15 protein-coding genes are annotated in these 22,149 nt (G+C 69.3%); 10 read left to right on the forward strand and 5 right to left on the reverse strand.

The annotated features are described in order from the left end of the window. Positions 1–48 precede the first annotated feature (48 nt). Complete coding sequence (gshA, locus tag AACH00_RS04985; protein ID WP_341397982.1) at positions 49–1,344, forward strand: glutamate--cysteine ligase; 1,296 nt, start codon at positions 49–51, stop codon at positions 1,342–1,344. On the opposite strand, the gene AACH00_RS04990 is transcribed toward gshA, so the two are convergent. From AACH00_RS04990 to AACH00_RS05000, 3 genes are all read right to left on the reverse strand, one after another. Further along, positions 1,335–5,063, reverse strand: coding sequence for a glycosyltransferase (locus tag AACH00_RS04990; RefSeq protein ID WP_341397983.1), 3,729 nt, complete (start codon positions 5,061–5,063; stop codon positions 1,335–1,337). The two genes, gshA and AACH00_RS04990, sit on opposite strands and share 10 nt — an antisense overlap. Positions 5,064–5,174: 111 nt before the next feature. Further along, positions 5,175–6,464, reverse strand: a complete 1,290-nt coding sequence (locus AACH00_RS04995) for a hypothetical protein (protein WP_341397984.1) — start codon at positions 6,462–6,464, stop codon at positions 5,175–5,177. Further along, entirely contained in the window at positions 6,461–7,201 is a 741-nt protein-coding gene (locus AACH00_RS05000) for a CatB-related O-acetyltransferase (RefSeq protein WP_341397985.1), read from the reverse strand. Before AACH00_RS05000 ends, AACH00_RS04995 begins: the two co-directional genes overlap by 4 nt. A 224-nt stretch (positions 7,202–7,425) precedes the next feature. On the opposite strand from AACH00_RS05000, the gene AACH00_RS05005 reads away from it, so the two are divergent. Both AACH00_RS05005 and AACH00_RS05010 read left to right on the forward strand, forming a co-directional pair. Next, complete coding sequence (locus AACH00_RS05005; protein WP_341397986.1) at positions 7,426–9,315, forward strand: potassium transporter Kup; 1,890 nt, start codon at positions 7,426–7,428, stop codon at positions 9,313–9,315. 14 nt (positions 9,316–9,329) lie between these two features. Next, a complete protein-coding gene (locus AACH00_RS05010) occupies positions 9,330–10,487 on the forward strand; it encodes a benzoate/H(+) symporter BenE family transporter (RefSeq protein ID WP_341397987.1) in 1,158 nt (385 codons plus the stop codon). A gap of 3 nt (positions 10,488–10,490) precedes the next feature. Here AACH00_RS05010 and AACH00_RS05015 read toward each other — a convergent pair whose 3' ends face one another. Further along, positions 10,491–11,045 (reverse strand): hypothetical protein, encoded by a 555-nt coding sequence (locus AACH00_RS05015; RefSeq protein ID WP_341397988.1) that lies wholly within the window; start codon positions 11,043–11,045, stop codon positions 10,491–10,493. A gap of 163 nt (positions 11,046–11,208) precedes the next feature. On the opposite strand from AACH00_RS05015, the gene gshB reads away from it, so the two are divergent. Then, the gene (gshB, locus tag AACH00_RS05020) at positions 11,209–12,168 is read left to right on the forward strand and encodes a glutathione synthase (RefSeq protein WP_341397989.1); all 960 of its coding nucleotides are present in this window, start codon (positions 11,209–11,211) and stop codon (positions 12,166–12,168) included. 13 nt (positions 12,169–12,181) lie between these two features. On the opposite strand, the gene AACH00_RS05025 is transcribed toward gshB, so the two are convergent. Then, on the reverse strand, positions 12,182–13,975 hold the full coding sequence (locus AACH00_RS05025) for a GGDEF domain-containing protein (protein ID WP_341397990.1): 1,794 nt from the start codon (positions 13,973–13,975) through the stop codon (positions 12,182–12,184). Between the two features lie 212 nt (positions 13,976–14,187). Here AACH00_RS05025 and AACH00_RS05030 point away from each other — a divergent pair, with 212 nt between their 5' ends. From AACH00_RS05030 to AACH00_RS05055, 6 genes are all read left to right on the forward strand, one after another. Beyond that, positions 14,188–16,074, forward strand: coding sequence for an ATP-binding cassette domain-containing protein (locus AACH00_RS05030; RefSeq protein WP_341397991.1), 1,887 nt, complete (start codon positions 14,188–14,190; stop codon positions 16,072–16,074). Between the two features lie 90 nt (positions 16,075–16,164). Next, complete coding sequence (locus AACH00_RS05035) at positions 16,165–16,398, forward strand: DUF2256 domain-containing protein (RefSeq protein ID WP_341397992.1); 234 nt, start codon at positions 16,165–16,167, stop codon at positions 16,396–16,398. Then, positions 16,395–17,657: an FAD-binding domain-containing protein gene (locus AACH00_RS05040; RefSeq protein ID WP_341397993.1), complete on the forward strand. Its 1,263-nt coding sequence runs from the start codon at positions 16,395–16,397 to the stop codon at positions 17,655–17,657. Before AACH00_RS05035 ends, AACH00_RS05040 begins: the two co-directional genes overlap by 4 nt. 53 nt (positions 17,658–17,710) lie before the next feature. Further along, a complete protein-coding gene (locus AACH00_RS05045) occupies positions 17,711–19,084 on the forward strand; it encodes a M16 family metallopeptidase (RefSeq protein WP_341397994.1) in 1,374 nt (457 codons plus the stop codon). Then, positions 19,081–20,553 carry a M16 family metallopeptidase gene (locus AACH00_RS05050; RefSeq protein WP_341397995.1) on the forward strand — a complete coding sequence of 491 codons (1,473 nt, stop codon included), beginning with the start codon at positions 19,081–19,083 and terminating at the stop codon, positions 20,551–20,553. Before AACH00_RS05045 ends, AACH00_RS05050 begins: the two co-directional genes overlap by 4 nt. Further along, a complete protein-coding gene (locus AACH00_RS05055) occupies positions 20,550–22,136 on the forward strand; it encodes a cryptochrome/photolyase family protein (RefSeq protein WP_341397996.1) in 1,587 nt (528 codons plus the stop codon). Before AACH00_RS05050 ends, AACH00_RS05055 begins: the two co-directional genes overlap by 4 nt. The last annotated feature ends 13 nt before the right edge of the window (positions 22,137–22,149 follow it).

A 22,149-nucleotide genomic window follows, 5' to 3' on the forward strand; every position in this document is an offset into this window, starting at 1 on the left:
GCCCGATCTGACAGAATTCCCGAATCCCCCCAGCCGTATCCGTCCAACATGGTTCCGCACCTCATCACAGCGCTCAACGGCCCGATCAACGAGCTCGAGCAGCGCATCCTGGAGTCCATGCCGGCGATCGAACGCTGGTTCCGCCTCGAATGGATGGAGCACACGCCGCCGTTCTACACCTCGGTGGACATCCGCAATGCCGGCTTCAAGCTGGCCCCGGTCGACACCAACCTGTTCCCCGGCGGTTTCAACAACCTGACGCCCGAGATGCTGCCGCTGGCGGTGCAGGCGGCCATGGCGGCGATCGAAAAGATCTGCCCGGAAGCCAAGAACCTGCTGCTGATCCCGGAAAAGCACACCCGCAACCCGTTCTACCTGATGAACGTGCAGCGACTGATGCAGATCTTCGGCCAGGCCGGCCTGAACGTGCGCCTGGGCACGCTGGACGAAGGCATCACCTCGCCCACCGACGTGGCCCTGCCCGACGGCAGCACGCTGACGCTGGAGCCGCTGGAGCGCAGCGCGCGCCGCCTGGGCCTGAAGCACTTCGACCCCTGCACCATCCTGCTGAACAACGATCTGTCTGCCGGCATTCCGAAGGTGCTGGAGAACCTGCACGAGCAATACCTGCTGCCGCCGCTGCACGCCGGCTGGGCCATGCGGCGCAAGTCGCAGCACTTCCAGAGCTACGAGGAAGTGGCCAAGAAGTTCGCCAAGCTGCTGGGCATGGACCCGTGGCTGATCAACCCGATGTTCAGCCAGTGCGGCGAAGTGAACTGGGATGAAGGCACCGGCCTCGACTGCGTGCAGACGCAGGTCGACGCGCTGCTGACCAAGATCCGCCGCAAGCACAAGGAATACGGCATCAACGAGAAGCCGTTCGTGGTGGTGAAGGCCGACAACGGCACCTACGGCATGGGCATCATGACCGTGCGTGACGCGAAGGAGCTCGACGAAGTCAACCGCCGCACCCGCAACAAGATGGGCGTGATCAAGGACGGCCAGGAAGTCACCCAGGTCATCATCCAGGAAGGCGTGCCGACCTACGAGCGCATGAACGAGGCGGTGGCCGAGCCCGTGGTCTACATGATCGACCGCTATGTGGTGGGCGGCTTCTACCGCGTGCACGCCGACCGCGGCATCGACGAGAACCTGAACGCCCCGGGCGCGAGCTTCGTGCCGCTGGCTTTCTCGGAAAGCCACCACCTGCCCAAGCCCGGTGCCAAGCCGGGCGCCAGCGCACCGAACCGCTTCTACATGTACGGCGTGATCGGCCGGCTGGCGATGCTGGCGGCCTCCTACGAACTGGAAGCCACCGACCCCGACGCCGAGGTCTACGACTGAAGCGACGGCGCCGTCACGCCCAGGGCCTGCCACAGGGCCTGCGGCTGCTGCGCCAGTGACAGCGGCACGATGTAATCGGTGAAGCCCATGGCGCGCAGGCGCCGGGCCGGCGCGCCGATGTCGAACACCGCCACGCGGCAGCCCGAGGCAATCGCCGCGCTCAGCACATAGCTGTAGGTTTCCGGCCAGATCGACGGCAGCAAGATCAGATCAGGCGCCGTCCGGGCCAGCAAGCCGGGCAACTGGGTGTCGTCATAACGGCCCAGCACATGCACGCCGGCGGCCGTCAGCGCCGCATCGTCCATCGAATAGCCCAGCAGGCTGATGCGCGTGCCCAGCTGGTCGCGCCGGCTTTGCAGCGCCAGCTGGCGCACCACCTCATAGCCCTTGATCACGCCGAGCGCGCCGATCACCGCCACATGGTGCACGGGGCCACGCTCCGCCCAGGGGCGCGGGTCGGGTGATGCCACCTCATCGTGCGGGGCCACCTGCACATCGAGGCCGGGGAAGTAGCGCGCCATGCGCTGCGCCACGTCGTCGTCGGGCACCCGCACCTGCCGGGCGGCGCGCAGCAACTCGCCGGCGTCGCGGCGCCAGGTGACGATGCTGAGCGGCTCGTCAGACGGGCCCGCCAGCGGGGCCACGCAGCGGTCACAGGTGGCCGCCTCCACGGGCTCGCCACAGAACTGCCCGTCGGCATTCACCAGGTTGATGCGCGGACACACCAGGTGGTAGTCGTGCAGCGTCACGTCCATCGACACGCCCAGCCGCTGCACCAGCGTCTGCATGTGGCGGCGAAACACGGGCGGGAAATCAACGAGGTGGTGCAGCTGCACGGCTTCCACCGCCAGCGGCTGCAGCAGGCTGATCAACTCGTCCAGCGGTTGCTGGCCTTCCAGCGGAATGAAACCCAGGTTGGGCAGCTCCAGCACATCGGGCGCACGCAGGCACAGGCCCTGCCCGTCGGCCGAGGGGCGCAGCAGCAGCACGCCACGGCCGAGCGCCTGCAGGCGCCGGGCTTCTTCGGTCTCATGGCGCGCAGTGCCGCCGCCACGGTCGTGGCTGACCATCAGCACCACCGGGCCGGGCATGGCGGCCTGGAGCCGGGCGATGTCGAGGCGGGCCCGAACGCCGCGCAGCGGATCGACTTTCAGCCAGTCGTCGATGCGCTGCTGGTAATCGGGATACAGGCCTTGCAGGGTGCTCAGTGCGGCCTGGATGCGCGGGCTGGTTTCACCCTGGAACGAGACGGAGCCCAGGTGCTCGACATACACATCGGTGGCCGCCAGATGGCGCCAACCTGCGCGGCTGGCACGCATGCACCAGTCGTTTTCCTCACCGTAGCCGCGACCGAAGCGCTCGGCGTCGAGCAGGCCGATGTCGGCCATGCAGGCCCGGCGCAGGAACATGCAGAAGCCCATGCCGGTGGGCACTTCAATGCCCACGCCGGCGTGGGCGGTGGCCATCAGGTGATCGACCTCGGCGGGCGGCAGGTCAGGCAGCGCCGCGTTGTCGGCGTTCATCAGCGGGTAGCTGAAGATCGTCGCGTTGTTGGACATCGGCGTGATGCTGGCCACCGTGGTGTCGCGGCGCGCATGGGCCGTGATGCGGCTCAGCCAGTCGGCATGCACCCGGGTGTCTGAGTTCAGGATGACCACGTCGCGCTCATCGTGCAGCGCCAGACCGCGGTTCACCGTGCCCACGAAGCCCAGGTTCTGCGGATTGACGTGCAGGCTGATCAAGCCGGCCTGTGCCAGCCAGCGCAAGCGGGCGCTCAGGGCGGGCTCGGGGCTGCAGTCGTCCAGCACCACCAGCTCGAACGGCAAGGGCTCGGCGGCGGCCAGAACCGACCACAGACAACGCAAGGTTTCCTGTGCGCCTGCATACACCGGCACCACCACATCCAGCTTGGCCGCAGCCTGCCGGGCAGCGCTGTCGCCGCGGGGCGTCAGGCCTTGCCACGGTGCATCGGCCAGGTAGTTCACGCCGTCCAGCGACTGCGGCGTCTGCCACGGCAGCAAGCCGTGGATGGGCCGCGGCACGTTCGCGGGCAAGCCCGCCAGCAGCGCGGCCATGCGGGGGTCGGCCACGCGGGCGCTCAAGACCCGGCCCATGCGCTGCGCCAGCGGCTGGTTCAGCTTCGGTGCGGTGTCAAAGCCGGTGCAGGTGGCGCGACCTTCTCGCCAGCCCCAGACCAGGTAGTGCAGCAGCGGGTCCAGCGTGCTGGCGCGCACATCGGCGTAGGTCTGCAGATAGAACGGCGCGTTGAACCACGCACTGGGCGAGTACCCCTCAAAGCGGCCGACCAGCGCGTAGTGCAGCAGACGGTTGACGCCGGGGTGGCGGCGGCCGGGCAGCTGGCCCGTGTAGAAGCGCGCATCGAACAAGGCCTGCGGCACCAGCACCCGGGCGTCGCCGTGCATCACGTAATGGCGGAGTGCCGACAAGCTGCCCAATTCGCCCGGGGCCAGCTGGCTCGCATAGAGCGTTGAATCAAACAGGCCGGTCGCGCGGGTGAGCTTGATCTCCAGGCGATCGGCCCGCGCGCTCTGGCCCGCCGTGCGGCGAAGCAACAGCAAGGTCTGCAGCGCCAGGCGGCACCACCAGCGCCTGCGCATCCAGTGCTGCAGGCGGCTTTCCAGCAACTGGGGCTGCACCTCGAAAGTGCCTGCTCCATCGCCCGGGCCAGCCTTGCTGGTGGTTGGCAACAAGGCGTCTTGCCAGCCCCAGCTCTTGGCCAGCCGCAGGGCCAGGGCCCGATCGGCCGGCAAGGCAGCGTGCATCGAGCCCGCGTGCATGAGGTGCTCGATCACCAACCGCCCGGTGCGCTCGCGCCAGGCAAGGTCACCGGAGCGATCAGCGGCCTGCAGCAGCGGCCACAGTTGCCGGCGCTCCAGCACCAGCCCGTCACCCAGCGGCTGGCCGGCGACGCGCACCTCCAGCTGCAGGATCGAGGCGTCTCCGCCGTGCAATTGGGCCCAGAGCGCGCCGGGCAACTCGATCTCGAAGCCCAGGCCCTCGGCGGGCACACCCAGCGCGTCGGCCACATCGGCCCGGTCCACCCGGCGGATGGGCACATCCACCAACGCGCCGTGGCACCACAACTCAACCGGGCCTGCCGGGCCGGACGCACACAGCGACCAGCCCTGCACAAACAGCCCCGACAGGCCGTCGAGGCCGGCCAGGAACTGAGCGGCGTCCGGATGGGCGGCCGTGGCGTCAGCCGTGTTGGCGGGCATCGCCGCTTGGTATGCAGCTTGATGGGCCGACAGATGCGCCGCCAGCGTCGCCCGCAGTGCCGGGCGGTCGGCCTCGGCGCAGTGGTACAGCGCCTGGGCGCCCCACCACACCAGCCCGGCCTGCGACAGAGCCACCTCGGGAACGGGCACCCGCGGCCCGTCACCCAGCTGCAGGCTCAGGGGAGCGGCGGGATGGGCGGCTTTGGCAGACCAGTACGCGGCTGGCAGATCGATCTCGAACCCGGGATCGACGCTGGTGGCACCGCGCGCCGCGTTGACGTCTTCCCGAGGCAAGCGCCGCAATGCACCCGCCGGCAGCACGACATCACCCAGGCGCAGGGTGAACGTCAGGTGCGCCTGGCCGGCGGCCTGCGCCGCCCAGCCCACCAGCCGGATACCGGACACGGATTCCAGCGCCATGGCCATGGCGACGGAGCCAGAGGCAGGCGCGCGGACAGTGGAGGTGGGTGACATGAACATGGGCTCAGTGGCGCCGAACCGCTTGTGCAGCGCAGCAAAAAGGAAGCGACGGGCGGATCGTGCCGTCAATGCGGGCACTGCACCACCCCCAACACATCGGGATACGCACGCTCACGGTGGCTCCACGCTGAGAACCAGGCTGCGCACCGCCCCGCCGATGACCGCCGCCCGCGCCGGGTCGCGGTTGTAGGTTTCCTGGGCGACCGAGGTGCTGAGCAGCACCCAGGCCTGCGGCTGGTTCCACTGGCTGCCGAACACCTCCACCAGTTCGTCATCACGCACATTGGCGGCCGCCTTCTTGAGCTGCCTGGCCACCGCCGCGCGCTGCGCCACCAAAAACGCCTTGAACGGCACACGCACCTCGAAGGCCCGCGCATCAAACGGCGAATGCCCGGTCGCCTCGCCCTCCGAGCGGTACAGCGCCTGGCCGCTCGCAGCTTCGTTCACCACCTGGCCCTTGGGCGGGATGGGGCCCTGCACCACCGGCATGCCGCCCTGGGCCGGGTCAAAAAACACCATGCCGCGCTGGAACCAGGCCACCTTGGCCCAGTCGCTCACCGCCGAGCGGGCGATGGCCGTGTGAAACAGGTACTGCAGCTGGCAGGCGCGGGGGCGCTCGCGGCGTTCGGCCTGGCACGAGGGGTTCAGCACCACCGCGACGATCTGCTGCTTGACCTGGGCCAGGCTGTCTTCGGTCGACGTCGGGTCGACCGACAACTGCTGGATCGACTGGCTGGAGCGGATCACCCACTCGTCGTCCACGCCTTGCCACATTGGCTGCACGGCCGGCCCGGACGCCGGCTGGCGCCAGATGGCGAACGCCCCGGCAATGTAGGCATTGGCGCCGCGGCCGTTCTGCCCGGCGGCATCAAACGGGCCGAACTGCGGCGCGCGGCCGCGGGCATCAGGACCGCTGGGGGTGTAGAGGCCCAATCCGGTTTGCCCCGGCGTGGCGTTGACTTGCAAAAACGGCGTGGCGCCCGCTTCATCGGCCGACAAGCCGGCGCAGCCTTCCGAGCGCGGCGACGGCATCCACACCCGGCGGCGGGCCTCCTCACCCGCGGGCAGGCCGGTGAACGCCGCCAGCGGCTGGCCCTTGCCCAACTCGGCCTCCCGGCTGCTCAGCACCGCGCCGGCCGAGGTCGCCATCGTGGCGGACGACGGACAGCCTCGCGACTGCCCGTAAAACGCCAGCTTCACACCGGGCTGGAAAAACGTCGGCGACGCCTTCGGATTGAAGCCGGTGTAGACCGACTCGGCGAGCATCTGGCTGGTGTAGGCCGGCGAGAGCAAGTCAATGCGGGCAGGGGCGACAGGTGGTGCGGCGACGGCCGCGCCCGTGAGCCCTGCCCAGGCCAGCAACAACAAGGCCCGTGCCAGCACCAGACCGCGGGCGCTCATGCCCTGTCCACCAGATCCTGCACGAGCACCTTTTCGGTCGTGTAGGGTTTGACGCCGCGTCCACGCAGTTCGGCCAGAAAATCGAAGAAGGCCGGCATCTGGTCCACCGGTGCGCCCTTCAGGTCCCACGGCGCAAATTCCCACCAGCGGCTGCGCAGCAGGCGGTCTACCCGCTTCTCGGCGAATCGGAAACGCTTGACCACCGCCGGCACGCCCGCCACCAGCGCATACGGCGGCACATCCTTCGTGACCACCGAGTACGCCGCGATGCAGGCGCCGTCGCCAATGTGCACGCCCGGCGCGATGAAAGCCCCGTGGCCGATCCAGACATCGTTGCCGATCACGGTTTCCTTCAGCACGACCGGGGGCGACTGGCGGGGGAAATCACGGCCGGGTTGCAAGTCGATGCCGGGAGGGGCCGGGCGGTCGAGCACATCCTGATAGCCCTGGTAGAAAAAAGGCGAGGTACTGAACCAGTGCATCGGATGGGGGTGGCGGCCGACCTGCACGTCTTCCCCGAACGAGCAATAGCGGCCGATGCGGCAGGCGAAGTAGGAGCCGCTGACCCCGTAGCTGAACGCACCCATCTCCAGCGAGTGCGACGCTTTCATCCATTTCAGACTCAGGGGCGGCTCCAGCAAGGCTTTGGCCGGCACGGTGTCCCCGGGGCTGAGCAGCATTGAGACTCCGCGTTGAGCCAGCCGATCAATCAGGAGTTGAGTCAAACGCACGGTCATGGGCACATCTCTTGAAGGAGCGGAAACTGACTCTAGCAGCGTGGCGCGGAGGCACCACCGCCGCCGAGGCCTGCAAACACGGGGGTGCCGACGTTTACACTGCCGCCCATGGATGTGCGTTCCCGCAGGATGCAAGAAGTTCCCGCAGCACACTTTCCCTTCCCACCAGACCGCCTGTGCGGCCTGGCACTGCCGGCCGTGCAAGCGGCCTTGGCGGAGTTTCCATGAGCTCACACGACTCGCGCACACCGGCCACCGGTGGCGCACTGGCCACGCTGACACTCGCCGCCCTCGGCGTCGTCTACGGCGACATCGGTACCAGCCCGCTGTACGCGATGAAGGAAGTTTTTCACGCCGGCCACGTGAAGGCTACGCCGGACAACGTGCTCGGTGTGCTGAGCCTGATCTTCTGGACGATGACCATCATCGTCTCGCTGAAGTACGTGCTGCTGATCCTGCGCGCCGACAACAACGGCGAAGGCGGCCTGATCGCCATGCTGGCCCTGGCCACCACCGCCGTGAAAGACCGCCCCAGCCTGCGCCGGGTGCTGATGGTGGTGGGCCTGTTCGGCACCGCGATCTTCTACGGTGACGGGGTCATCACCCCGGCCATCTCCGTGCTGTCGGCCGTGGAAGGCCTGGGCGTGGCCGAGCCCAGCCTGAACGCCTGGGTCATCCCGATCACGCTGATGGTGCTGACCGGTTTGTTCTCCGTGCAGCGCTTCGGCACCAGCGGCATCGGCAAGTTCTTCGGCCCGATCACCTTTGTGTGGTTCCTGGTGCTGATCGCGCTCGGCCTGCCCCACGTGCTGGACAACCCGGCCGTGCTGGTGGCGCTGAACCCGATGTACGCCATCAACTTCTTCATCGCCAACCCGCTGGTCGCCTTCATCGGCCTGGGCGCGGTGGTGCTGTGCGTGACCGGCGGCGAAGCGCTGTATGCCGACATGGGCCACTTCGGCCGCCGGCCGATCCGCATCGCCTGGTACGGCATGGTGATGCCGGCGCTGGTGGTGAACTATTTCGGCCAGGGCGCGATGCTGCTGGACAACCCGGAAGCGGTGGTGAATCCGTTCTTCATGATGGCGCCGGAGTGGGCGCAGCTGCCGCTGGTGTTTCTGGCCACGGCCGCCACGGTGATCGCCTCGCAGGCCCTGATCACGGCCGCCTTCTCGGTCACCAAGCAGGCCATCCAGCTGGGCATCCTGCCGCGCATGGCGGTGCGCCACACCTCGGTGAAGGAAGCCGGCCAGATCTACGTGCCCTTCGTGAACTGGGGCCTGTTCGTCTTCATCGTGCTGGCGGTGGCCCTGTTCAAGAGCTCGTCGAACCTGGCCTCGGCCTACGGCATCGCCGTGACGCTGGACATGACCATCACCACCGTGATGACCTTCTTCGTCATCCGCTACGGCTGGAAGTACCCGCTGGTGCTCTGCCTGGCCGCCACCGGCTTCTTCTTCATCATCGACATCACCTTCTTCCTGTCGAACCTGCTCAAGCTGATCGCCGGGGGCTGGTTCCCGCTGGTCATCGGCACCGGCATGTTCGTGCTGATGCTGACCTGGAAGCAGGGCCGCGCCCTGATGCGCCACCGCGTGCGCGACGAGGCCATCGAGCTCAGCGGCTTCCTGGATGCCGTGTTCGTCAGCCCGCCGGTGCGCGTCAGCGGCACGGCCGTGTTCCTGGTGGCAGACGAAGGCCTGACGCCGAACGCGCTGATGCACAACCTGAAGCACAACAAGGTGCTGCACGAGCACAACCTGTTCGTCACGGTGAAGCACCACGAGGTGCCGTGGATCGGCTTCGACAAGCGGCTGACGATGAAGTCGCTGGGCCACGACTGCTGGCAGGTCACGCTGAACTTCGGCTTCAAGAACGACCCGGATGTGCCCGAGGCACTGAAGCTGCTGGAAGGCCGCGGCGTGCCCATGGACGACATGGACACCAGCTACTTCCTCTCGCGCGACACCGTGATCCCGACCTTCGGCGACGGCATGGCCATGTGGCGCGAACGCCTGTTCGCCAGCATGCACCGCAATGCCGCCGACATGGCCGACTTCCTGAACCTGCCGGCCAACCGCATCGTGGAACTGGGCGCCAAGGTCGAAATCTGACCGGACGCTGATCGATGCGCTGGTTGAAGGATGTGTCGCTGTCCGCCGGCGTGGCGGGCTTCGTCGCGGTGCTGGTGGGCTTCACCAGTTCGGTGGCGGTGGTGTTTGCCGCTGCGCAGGCGCTGGGTGCCACACCAGCGCAAACCGCCTCCTGGATCTGGGCGCTGGGCCTGGCGATGGGCCTGTGCAGCCTGGGTCTGTCGCTGCACTACCGCCAGCCGGTGCTGGTGGCCTGGTCGACCCCGGGCGCCGCACTGATCGCCGCCACCCAGGGCGTGGCGATGAGCGACGCGATCGGCGCCTTCCTGCTGTGCGGCGCCCTGATTGCCCTGGCGGGTTACAGCGGCCTGTTCGAGCGCGTGATGGACCGCATCCCGATGGCCATTGCCGCTGCGCTGCTGGCCGGCGTGCTGGCGCGCTTTGGTCTGGACGCGGTGCTGGCCACCCGCAGCGCACCCGTGCTGGTGCTGGCCATGGCGGCCGCCTACCTGGCGGGCAAGCGCTGGTGGCCGCGTTACGCCGTGCCCGGCGTGCTGCTGGCCGGTGTGGCGGTAGCGGCGGCCCGGGGGCAATTGCACCTGGGTGATGTGCAGGCCGGCCTGGCGATGCCCGTGTGGACCAGCCCGACCTGGTCGGCCAGCACATTGCTGGGCATTGGCGTGCCCCTGTTCGTGGTGACGATGGCCTCGCAGAACCTGCCCGGCGTGGCGGCGCAGCGCGCCTCGGGCTTCCGCATCCCGGTGTCACCGGTGGTGGGTGCCACCGGCATCGCCACGCTGCTGGCTGCGCCGTTTGGCGGGTTCACGGTGAACCTGGCGGCCATCACCGCCGCCATCTGCATGGGCCCCGAGGCCCACGAAGACCCGAAACGCCGCTACACCGCCTCGGTGATGGCGGGCTTTTTCTACCTTGCCATGGGCCTGGCCGGCGGCACGGTGGCGGCCCTGCTGGCCGCCTTCCCGCGCGAGCTGGTGGTGGCCGTGGCGGGCCTGGCCCTGATGGGCACGATCGGTGGTGGCTTGGCCGCCGCGCTGAAGGACGAGCAGCACCGCGACGCCGCCACGCTGACCTTCCTCGTCACGCTCTCTGGCCTGAGCATGGCCGGCATCGGCTCGGCTTTCTGGGGCGTGGTGGCGGGTGGCCAGGCGCTGATGGCCACCCACCGGCGCTGAAGCTCAACGGGCCGGCGCGCTGGTCGACGTGGGCGCAGACTCCGCGTTTGCGGATGTCGTTGCTGGTACGGCCAGCACCTGCCTGAGCACCCCCAGCTGCTTGCGCACCGCCGGGCCCACCAGTTCATCCAGGCGCTGATCGTCGCTCGTCGTGGCCACACCAGCCGCCAGCAGGCGCTCACGCATCTGGGCCACCGGAACACCCCCCACCTGGGCCAGCACCGTCAAGGGCGCACGGGCCAGGGCCTGCACCGGCACGGCGAACGGCGGGCCGTCCTGCTTCTGGCTGCCCAGCAGCGGAAAGAACGACAGGCCCAGCACCAGCACGAATGCGCCCACCACCGCCTGCCCACGCTGGCCCTTGAGGTGGCGCTTGAACGGCGCGAGGTTGGTCAGCACGTGCGCCACCACCGCGGCCACCAGCACCCAGCTCAGCCATTCATGGGCGAGCTTGTTCAGCGCGATGTCGAAATGGAAGAACATCAGCACGCCGGTGACGGCCGACAGTGTAAAGGCGCCGATGGTGGCGGGGGTGACCCAGTCGCGTTGAAGACGCATGGTGGCGGTGTGGCTTGAAATGGAAAGTGGCCAGTTTGTGGCTCGCGCGTTGCTGCGTGCTTGCTGCCGCACGACAAAACATGTCAACCCCGCGCCGGCAAGCCTCGCAGCTTCGGTGCACACTGGCGCCCTGTTGCCGCACACTGCCTGAACGCACGCCACCATGAACATCCTGTTTGTTGCCGACCCCCTGGACAGCTTCAAGACCTACAAGGACTCCACCTTCACGATGATGCGTGAGGCTGCAGCCCGCGGCTGGAACCTGCTGGCCTGCCAGCCCCAAGACCTGCACTGGCAGCGTGGTGGCCAGGTCAGTGCCCGCATGCGGCAGGTGCGGCTGACCGGTCGCTCCGGCAAGGGCGTGACCGACTGGTTCGAGGACACCGGCAGCGACGTGCGTGCACTCGCCAGCGTCGACGCCGTGGTGATGCGCAAGGACCCGCCCTTCGACAGCGAATACTTCTACGCCACCCACCTGCTGGAGCGCGCTGAAGTGGAAGGTGCGCGGGTCTTCAACTCGCCGCGCGCCCTGCGCGACCACCCCGAGAAGCTCGCCATCCTCGAGTTCCCGGAATTCATCGCGCCCACGCTGGTCACCCGCAGCGAAGCCGACATCCGCGCCTTCCACGCCGAGCAGCGCGACATCATCCTCAAGCCGCTCGACGGCATGGGCGGCATGGGCATCTTCCGCGTGCGTGACGACGGCCTGAACCTCGGCGCGATCATCGAAACCCTGAACCGCGACGGCGCGCAGACCGTGATGGTGCAGCGCTACCTGCCCGAGATCGTCGACGGCGACAAGCGCGTGCTGGTGATCGACGGCGAGCCCGTGCCGTTCAGCCTGGCGCGCATTCCGCAGGGCGGTGAAGTGCGCGGCAACCTGGCGGCCGGCGGCAAGGGCGTGGCCCGCCCCCTCACCGAGCGTGACCGCGAGATCGCCGCCGCCATCGGCCCGAAGCTGGCCGAGCGCGGCCTGCTGCTGATCGGCCTGGACATCATCGGCACGCACCTCACCGAGATCAACGTGACCAGCCCGACCTGCTTCCGCGAAATCCACGACCAGGCGGGTTTCGACGTGGCGGCGCGCTTCATCAGCGCACTGGAAGGCCGGCTGGGTCGCTGAGCTTCGCTGGGGGTCAGGCGGGGGCCGAGACCGGCCCTCGCACCACCAGCTGGTCACGCCCGGCCGCCTTGGCCTCGTAGAGCGCGTGGTCGGCCCGGTCGAGCAGCTGGTCGAGGGATTCCCCCTCGGTGCCCACATCCACCGCGCCCATCGAGAAGCGCACGCCGTGGGGCACGGGCAAGCCCAGCACCTCCACCGCGGAAAACGCGCTGCGCAGCCGGTCAAACACGGCCGGCATGTCGGCCAGCGCGCTGCCCGGAATCACCAGCAGGAACTCCTCGCCACCCAGGCGCCCGAAGCGGTCATGGCTGCGCAGCACATGGGCCGAGGCCTTGGCCAGCGCCTTGAGCACGGCATCGCCCGTGGCATGGCCGTGCACGTCGTTGACCTGCTTGAAGTGGTCGATGTCGATCAGCGCCAGCACGCACGGGCCTTGCCAGCGCTGCGCCTGCTCGATCTGGGCCTGGGCCGCCGCACGGATGGCGCGCCGGTTGGGCAGGCCGGTGAGCTCGTCACGCAGCGCCAGCTCGGCCAGTTGCCGGCGATGCCGCCAGCCACGCACCACCATCACCACCGCGCCCACCAGCAGCAGGCACGCCGCGCCCAGCGCCGTCCACAGCGCGCGCTGGCCGGCCTCGCGGGCCTGCAGCGCCAGCTGGGCGGTTTCGGTCTGGCGCCGCAGTTCGGTGGTTTCAACGTCACGCCGCGCCGTTTCGTAGCGGGCCTGCAGGCGCAGCATCTGGGTGTCGCGCTGGCCTTCCAGGCTCTGGCCGCGCAGCTGGTTGGCGCGCTGCAGCTCGGCATACGCACGCGCATGCTGACCCAGCAGCGCCAGCGCTTCGGCCATCGCCTGGGCAAGCTCCGCCCGGCGGGCCGGCGGCACATTGGCAGCATCGGCGCGGCGGGCAGGCTCCAGGGCCGCGGCCACGTCCGGGCGCTTGAGCGCCGTCATGGCCTTGAGCACCAGCATATGGGCTGCTGTCAGGCGCAGCTGGTTGCCCTGGGCCTCCATGAGCGGCAGGGCACTGCGGGCCATTTGCAGCGCGCTTTCTGCGTCGCCCATCAACAGCATCATCTCGCCGGCCCGAATCTGGCCCGCCGCCACGCCGGCCTTGTCGCCGAGGTCCTGGCTCAGGGCCAGGGCGCGCAGGAAGTGGTCACGGGCCGAGCCGGGCAGGCGCGCGGCGTTCAGCGCACCACCCAGCTCGAACTCGATCAGGCTGCGCTGGAAGCGCGCCGGCAGCTTGTCGAGCCGGGCCAGCGCACGCTGGAAATAATCTTCGGCCTGCCCCACCGCCGGCACCTTGCCGCTGACCCGGCCGCTCAGCGAGCCGAGCTGGGTGATGGCTGAAACCTCCAGATCGAGGTAACCCGTCTCCGCGGCACAGCGCTCGATGGCCTCGGCGGCCGCCCAGGCGTCGTCGTTGTTGCCCACGTCCACCAGAGCCCACAACTCGACGCTGTCGACTTCGCAGAGCAGGTCGGGCATGCCGAGCGGCACCGCCTCGCGGCGCAGCGACAGCACACGCGCCATCAGCTCGACCGTGGGCACCAGCCGCACGTCGGCCAGCGCCTGGGTGGTGCCCAGCCACAGCCGGTGCATCGGGCCGGCGCCCGGCCAGGTGGCCAGCAGGCGGCGGGCTTCGGCCAGGTAGCCTGCGCTGCGCTGGGCGTCTTCCAGGGTGGTGGCCATGCGGGCGCTGCCGAGCAGCATCCAGAACTGGGTTTCCACGTCCTGGGCCGCGCGGGCCTTGGCGAGCTTCTGCTGGCTCCAGTCCAGCCCGCCCTGGGGGTCGTCGAGCGCCATGGCGTCGAGCTCCTGCCAGGCGGGCGGGCGGGCGTGGGCAGACGCTCCGCCGAGGGCCAGTGCCAGCAGCAAAATCCCGCCGACGGACAAGCGGCGAGGACCCCGTATCTGTCTCCAGAACCCACCCAACAGCTTTTTCATTGTGAGCTGATTGTGGTGCAGTTGGGCACGCCGTGAAACCCCCGGCGGCCACACAGGGGACAATCGGGGTTATGGCATTGCTGACCCTCACCAACGCGCACCTCGCGTTCGGCCACGTGGCGCTCCTCGACGGCGCTGATTTTTCACTCGAAGCTGGTGAGCGCGTAGCGCTGATCGGACGCAACGGCACAGGCAAATCCTCGCTGCTGAAGATCCTGGCCGGGCAGGACAAGCCCGATGACGGAGAGTTGCAGGTACAGGGCGGTGTGCAGCGCTTCTATGTGCCGCAGGAACCACAGTTCGCCGAAGGCGCCACGGTGTTCGACGCCGTGAGCGAGGGCCTGGCGGAAATCAAATCGCTGCGCGAACGTTATGAGCGCCACGACCCGGCCGACGACCTGGACGCGGTGCAGACCCGCATCGAAGCCCTGGACGGCTGGAACTGGGAGCGCCGGGTGGATGAGACCCTGCAGCGCCTGCACCTGAAGCCCGAAGCGCTGGTGGCGTCGCTCTCTGGCGGTACCAAGAAGCGCGTGGCGCTGGCCCAGGCCCTGGCCGCCAACCCCGACGTGCTGCTGCTCGACGAGCCGACCAACCACCTGGACCTCGATGCCATCACCTGGCTGGGCGAGCTGCTGAAGGCCTTCCGCGGCGCGCTGGTGCTGATCACCCACGATCGCGCCTTCCTCGACGTGGTCTCCACCCGCATCCTGGAACTGGACCGCGGCCAGCTGCGCAGCTACCCCGGCAACTTCAGCGAATTCGAAGGCGCCAAGCAGCGCGAGCTGGAAGCCGAGGCCCAGGCCAACGCCCGTTTCGACAAGCTGCTGGCGCAGGAAGAAATCTGGATCCGCAAGGGCGTCGAAGCCCGCCGCACCCGCAGCGTGGCGCGTGTCCAGCGCCTGCAGGAGCTGCGCTCGGAGCGCGCTTCGCGCCGCGACGTGCAAGGCAAGGTGCGGCTCGACATCGACCGCGGCACCACCTCGGGCAAGCTGGTGGCGGAGCTGGAGAACGTCACCAAGGGCTACGGTGGCGCACCGCTGGTGAAGGACTTCACCGCCTCGCTGATGCGCGGCGACAAGATCGGCCTGGTCGGCCCGAACGGCGCGGGCAAGACCACGCTGCTCAAGCTGATCCTGGGTCAGCTGCAACCCGACAGCGGCGTGATCCGCACCGGCACCAACCAGACCATCGCCTACTTCGACCAGATGCGCGATGCGCTGAACCCCGAAGCCACGCTGGCCGACACCATCAGCCCGGGCAGCGAGTGGATCGAGATCGGCAACCAGCGCAAGCATGTGAAGAGCTACCTCAGCGACTTCCTGTTCTCGCCGGCCCGCGCCAACTCGCCCGTGAAGAGCCTGTCGGGCGGTGAGCGCAACAGACTGCTGCTGGCCCGACTGTTCGCACGCCCCGCCAACATCCTGGTGATGGACGAGCCGACCAACGACCTCGACATCGAAACCCTGGAGCTGCTGGAAGAGCTGCTGACCGACTACAACGGCACCGTGTTCCTGGTCAGCCACGACCGGCGCTTCGTTGACAACGTGGTCACCAGCGTCATCGCCTGGGAGGGGGACGAGGCCCCGGGCCGCTGGCGCGAATACGAAGGCGGCATCGAGGACTGGCTGGTGCAGCGTGACCGCAGCCGTGCCGCCGCAGCCGCTGCTGCCAAGGCCGCCCCTGCCCCCACGCCGCCGGCCCCTGCTGCAGCCCCGGCCGCAGCGGTGAAGCCGCGTGTGAAGCTGAGCTACAAGGACCAGCGTGAGCTGGACGAGTTGCCCGGCCGCATTGCGGCGCTGGAAGCCGAACAGGCCACGCTGGCCGCGCAACTGGCCGGCACCGAGCTGTATGGCCAGGGTGCCGCACGCATCGCCGAAGTGACGGCGCGCCACGGCGCCATCGACGAGCAGCTGCTGGGCCTGATGGAGCGCTGGGAAGCCCTCTCGAACCGCTGACCGGGCTTTGCCTCGGAGAGGGCCGGCGACCAGGTCGGCGGCCCTCGGTGCCCACCCGGCCGGCCCGGGCGGCCGCCACAATGCCGACGGATGCGATCGGCCAATGTCACCTCCTTCAAGGGCAACAAAGCCCACCTGCCCAGCAAGCCGTGCACGGTCTGCGGCCGCGACATGGTCTGGCGCAAAGCCTGGGCCCGCAACTGGGACGAGGTGAAGGTGTGCTCGGAGCGCTGCCGCCAGGACGGCCGGCGCGAGGTGCGCAGGGCCAAGGCCGGTGGTGGTGGCAGCAACAACAGCAGTAGCCACGGCGGGTCGCAGCCATGACGCCCATCCAGCGCTGGACACCCGTTGAGGGCCAGCCCCAGCAAGTCGCTGACCCGGCCGCCGCACGCGCCGCGCTGCGGCAACTCAGGCCCGCCGATTACGCCCACAGCCGCAACCACCTCGGTGGCGCGGTGACAGGCCTGTCGCCCTGGCTGACCCACGGCGTGATCGACCCGCCCGATGTGGCCGCTGCGGCCGAAGCCGCACTCGGCAGCCCCCTGCCCCCGGGCCATGCGCTGACGCTGCAGCTGGCCTGGCGTGAGTACTTCCTGCACGTGGCAGAGCACCGCGGCGCGGGCCTGCTGCAATCGCTGCATGAAGGCCCGCTGCCGGATGCGCTGTATGCCAGCACCGTGCCCGACGATGTGCGCGCCGGCCGCACCGGCGTGCCGGTGATTGACCAGGCCGTGCACCAGCTGCATGCCTGCGGCTGGCTGCACAACCATGCGCGCCTGTGGCTGGCCAGCTACCTGGTGCACATGCGCCGCGTGCACTGGCGCGCCGGCGCCGACTGGCTGCACGCGCTGCTGCTGGACGGTGACCTGCCCAGCAACCACCTGAGCTGGCAATGGGTGGCAGGCACCGGCAGCCACAAGCCCTACGTATTCAACGCCGACAACGTGGCGCGCTTTGCGCCGCGCGCCTGGCACAGCCCCGGCACGGTCATCGACACCAGCTACGAGCAGCTCGATGCCATCGCCCGCGGGCAGGTCGCCCTGCCCCAGCCGTACCGCGCGGCACAACAGGCGGCCGTGGGTTCGGACGCGCCCGTCGTGTCATCAGCACCGCCAACTGAGCTTGCCGCGCTGCTGCAGCCACCCGCTGCTGGCGCTCCCGAGTGGGCCGGGCAGCCGGTGTGGCTGGTACACCCCTGGGCGCTGGGCGACGTGCCAGATGACCTGCCGCCGAACACCGTGGTGCTGGCCGTGCTGTGCGAGGAATTCCACCGCGCCTGGCCCTGGTCGGCGCAGCGCTGGCAGTTCGTGCTGCCGCGCATGGCCGCACTGGCCCGCAGCCGCGGCGCCGACGCTGGCGTCATCAGCGGCACCTCCAACACCTTGCTGGGCCTGTTGAAGCACGCCGGGCCGGTGATGGCGCGCCAGACCTGGCAGCCGCATTACCGCGAACTGCTGGAGGCTGGCCGGGTGACCACGCGGCCCGTGCCGGCGCGCTGCACTTCGCCTGACACGGTGTGCGCGTCGTTCTCGAAGTTCTGGTCCCGCCAGCCCGGCGCCGAGCGTTTCAGCCACCGACGATGAGGCCGGGCGCGGGTATGCTGCGCGCACACCCGCATACCCTGACGGAGACCACAATGACCTTGTCTTTGCGACGACGCGACTGGCTGACCCGGCTGGCCGCTTTCGCCGGCACCAGCGGCCTGCCGCTGGCCACTTTTGCAGCCCCGCTGCTGCATGTTCCCCCGATGACCCTGACCCGCCGCACCCTGGCCAATGGCCTGGACGTGGTGGCGCAACCCGGCGGTGCCGGTGGCAGCGTCAGCGTGCAGGTCTGGTACCGCGTCGGCGGCAAGGACGACCCGGTGGGCCGCTCCGGCTTCGCCCACCTGTTTGAACACCTGATGTTCAAGGCCACCCGCCATCTGAAGAGCGAACAGTTCGACCGCCTCACCGAAGACGTCGGCGGCCAGAACAACGCCTTCACCGCTGAAGACGTGACGGCCTACCAGAACGTCGTGCCTTCGCACCACCTGGAGCGACTGCTGTGGGCCGAGGCCGAGCGCATGTCCAACCTCAGCGTGGACGACGCCGGCTTCAAGAGCGAACGTGCCGTGGTGCAGGAGGAATTCCGCCAGCGCGTGCTGGCCGCGCCCTACGGCCGGCTGTTCGAAGCCATCGCGCCGAATGCGTTTGATGTGCACCCGTACAAGCGGCCGGTCATCGGCAGCATCGAAGACCTGGACGCCGCCACGCTGGACGACGTGCGCGCCTTCCACGCCACCTACTACCGGCCCGACAACGCCGTGCTCATCGTCACCGGTGATTTCGACCCGGCCGAGCTGAACCGGTGGGTGGACCGCTACTTCGCGCCGCTGAAGCACCCGGCCGGTGCCGTGCCGCGCGTGACCGTGAAAGAGCCCGTGCGCACCGCCAGCCGCGAGGTGGCCCTGACCGGCCCCAACGTGCCGCTGCCGGCCACGCTGATGATCTGGCAAGGCCCGTCGGCCCGCCACCCGGACCGCGCTGCGCTGCAGGTCGCCCAGGCGCTGCTGTCGGCCGGTGAATCGGCCCGCATGAATGAATCACTGGTGTACCGCCAGCAAGTGGCGCAGAGCGCGGGCTTCGAGGCCCAGTTCTACACCGACGCGGGCTCGCTGGTGGCCTACGCCATCGCGGCCGGCAAGCAGCAACCCAAGGCGCTGGTGAAGCCCTTGATGGCCGAGCTGGAACGCCTGGCCCGCGGCCCGATCAGCGCCGCCGAGCTCGACAAGGTGCGCAGCCAGCTGCTGACCACCGCCCTCACCGCCCGCCAGACCCCGCTGGGCCGCGCTGACGCGATCGGCTGGGCGATGATTCACCACGACGATCCACAGGCCGCCAACCTGGCGCTCACGCAGTTGCAGGCCGTCACGGCCGCCGACGTGCAGCGCGTGCTGCGCACCTGGGTGCTGGGCCGCCCCCGCACCACCCTCAGCTACACCGCCCAAGCCCGCAAGGAGGGTGCATGATCCGCCGCCATCACCCCACCCTGGCCGCCGTGGCGCTGGCCGTTTTCAGCCTGCTGGGCAGCAGCGCCGCATTGGCCGCACCCGGTGTGGACGAGCCGCCGGTGCCCGGCACGCCGCGCCCGCTGCAGCTGCCCGCGATGCACGACAGCGCCCTGCCGAACGGCGTGCGCGTGATCGTGGTGCCGCGCGCCGACCTGCCGCTGGTGAGCGTGGCGCTGCACCTGCGCCTGGGCGCCGCCGCTGACCCGGACGGCCAGGCCGGCCTCGCCAGCCTCACCAACACCTTGCGCACCAAGGGCGCCACCCGCGGTGGCAAGGCCCTGGACGCGACCCAGCTGGCGCGCCAGGCCGAAGCCCTGGGCGGCACGCTGGAGGCCGTCACCAACTGGGGTGGCAGCACCATCAGCACCACCGTGGCCAGCTCGAAGCTGGCCGAGGCCCTGGCGCTGGTGGCCGACACCCTGATGCAACCCACGCTGAAGGCCCAGGAGCTGGCGCGCCTGCGCGAGCAGACCGCCGACGGCCTGAAATTCTCGATGTCAGACCCGATGGCGCTGGCCGGCCTGGCCGCGCGCCGCGCCTGGTGGGGCAGCGCCGTGTATGGCGGCTCCCTCACCCCGGCCAGCCTGGCCCGCATCACGCTGGCCGATGTGCAGGCCTTCCACCGCCAGCAGCTGCGGCCGGAACTCGCCACGCTGGTCATCAGCGGTGACGTGACGCCCGAGCAGGGCCTGGCCCTGGCCACCCGCCAGCTCGGCGGCTGGCGCGGCAACCGCATGGCCCTGCCGCAAGCCCGGCAAGAACCTGCCAGCCCGGCCACCCCCGCCACGGTGCTGATCAACCTGCCTGGCGCCGGCCAGAGCGGCGTGGTGGTGATGGCGCCCGGCGTGCCTGCAGCCTCGCCGCAGCGCCGCGTGGCGCAGGTGGCGGGTGCGGTGCTGGGCGGCGGCTACTCGGCCCGGCTGAACACCGAGGTGCGCATCAAGCGCGGCCTGAGCTACGGCGCGTCCGCCAGCCAGGAATACCAGCCGGTGGGCGGCGTGCTGAGTGCCGCCACGCAAACCAACCACCCCACCGCCGCGCAGGTGGCCTTGCTGATGCAGGGCGAGATCCTGAAGCTCGGCACCGAAGCCCCGTCGGCAGAAGAGCTGGGCGCGCGTCAGGCTACGCTGGTGGGCAACTTCGGCCGGCAGGTGGAAACCACCGCGGGTCTGGCCGCCTCGGTGCTCGACCAGGTGGTGCGCCAGCGCCCGTTGACCGAGCTGCGCCAGTTCGCGCCCGAGGTGATGGCCGTCACGCCCGAGCAGGTGCGCAGCTTTGCGGCTAGCCAGTGGCCGGCCAGCGCGCTGCGCACGGTCATCGTAGGTGATACTGCCGCTGCCGGCGACAGCCTGAAAGCGCTCGACCCGAAGGCCTTGCAGATCGACGCTGCCAAGCTCGATCTGGACGCCGGGAAGCTCAGCCGATGAGCCAGCCGCCGCTGCGCCATCTGGTCGTCGTGCTGGGCGACCAGCTCGACCTCGACGCAGCGGCCTTCGACGGCTTTGATGCGGCCGTCGATGCGGTGTGGATGGCCGAGGTGGCGGGTGAATCGACCCGCATCACCTCGGGCCAGCCACGCACCGCGCTGTTCCTCTCGGCCATGCGGCACTTCGCGCAGGCGCTGCGCGCGGCAGGCCGGCCGCTGCACTACCGGCAGCTGGATGACGCCGACAACACCCACACCCTGGCCAGCGAGTTGCAGGCCAGCCTGGCTGCGCTGAAGCCAGAGGCCATCGTGCTGACCGCGCCGGGCGACTGGCAGGTGTGGCAAAGCATCAAGGCCGTGGCCAAGGCGGCGGAGGTGCCGGTGGACGTGCGCGACGACCGGCACTTCTACGCCACGGTGCGTGAATTTGCCGCGCATGCCCAGGGCCGCAAGCAACTGCGGCTGGAGTACTGGTACCGCGAGCTGCGCCAGCGCCACGGCGTGCTGATGCAGCGCAGCCCCGATGGCACCATGAGCAAGTTGCCCGTGGGCGATCAATGGAATTTCGACGCTGACAACCGCGCCGCCTTTGGCCGCGACGGCCCGGGTCTGCTGCCCGCACCCATGCGCTTTGCGCCTGACGACATCACCCTGGAAGTGATCCGCGTGGTGCGCGAGCACTTCCCCACGCACCCGGGTGATCTGGATGCTTTCGACTGGCCGGTGACGCGCGCCGAAGCCCTGCGCGCCCTGAGCGATTTCATCGACCACCGCCTGCCCTTGTTCGGTCAGTTCCAGGACGCCATCTGGCCGGGTGAGCCGTGGCTCTATCACTCGCGCCTGGCAGCGGCGATGAACCTGAAACTGCTGAACCCGCGCGAGGTGGTGAACGCGGCTGAGGCCGCCTTCCACAGCGGCCATGCGCCGCTGCCGGCGGTGGAAGGTTTCATCCGCCAGATCCTCGGCTGGCGCGAATATGTGCGTGGCATCTACTGGACGCAGATGCCGGCTTATGCCGAGCGCAATGCGCTGGAAGCCCACGCCGATCTGCCTGCGTTTTACTGGACCGGCGACACGCCGATGGCCTGCCTGAAAGACGCCATCGGGCAGACGCTGAAGCTGGGTTACGCCCACCACATCCAGCGCCTGATGGTGACCGGCCTGTACGCCTTGCTGCTGGGCGTGAAGCCGCAGCAGGTGCACGAGTGGTACCTGGGCGTGTATGTGGACGCGGTGGAGTGGGTGGAGTTGCCCAATGTGCTGGGCATGAGCCAGTTCGCCGATGGTGGGCTGATGGCCAGCAAGCCTTATGCGGCCAGCGGCGCCTACATCGCCCGGCAGAGCCCGCTGTGCAACCAGTGCCGCTTCAAGCCCACGCAATCGACGGGCGATGCGGCCTGTCCGTTCACCGTGCTGTACTGGGATTTCGTGGCTCGCCATGAAGACCTGCTGGCGCGCAACCCGCGCACGGTGATGCAGGTGCGCAACCTGGCGCGCAAGTCGGAAGCCGACCGCGCCGAGGTGGCGGAGAAGGCGCAGGCACTGCGCGAAGGGCGCTGGCCGGCGCCTGACAAGGCCACTTGAGCGCGACATGAAA

The sequence above is a fragment of the Ideonella margarita genome (genome assembly GCF_038066635.1).
GTDB lineage: Bacteria > Pseudomonadota > Gammaproteobacteria > Burkholderiales > Burkholderiaceae_C > Ideonella > Ideonella margarita.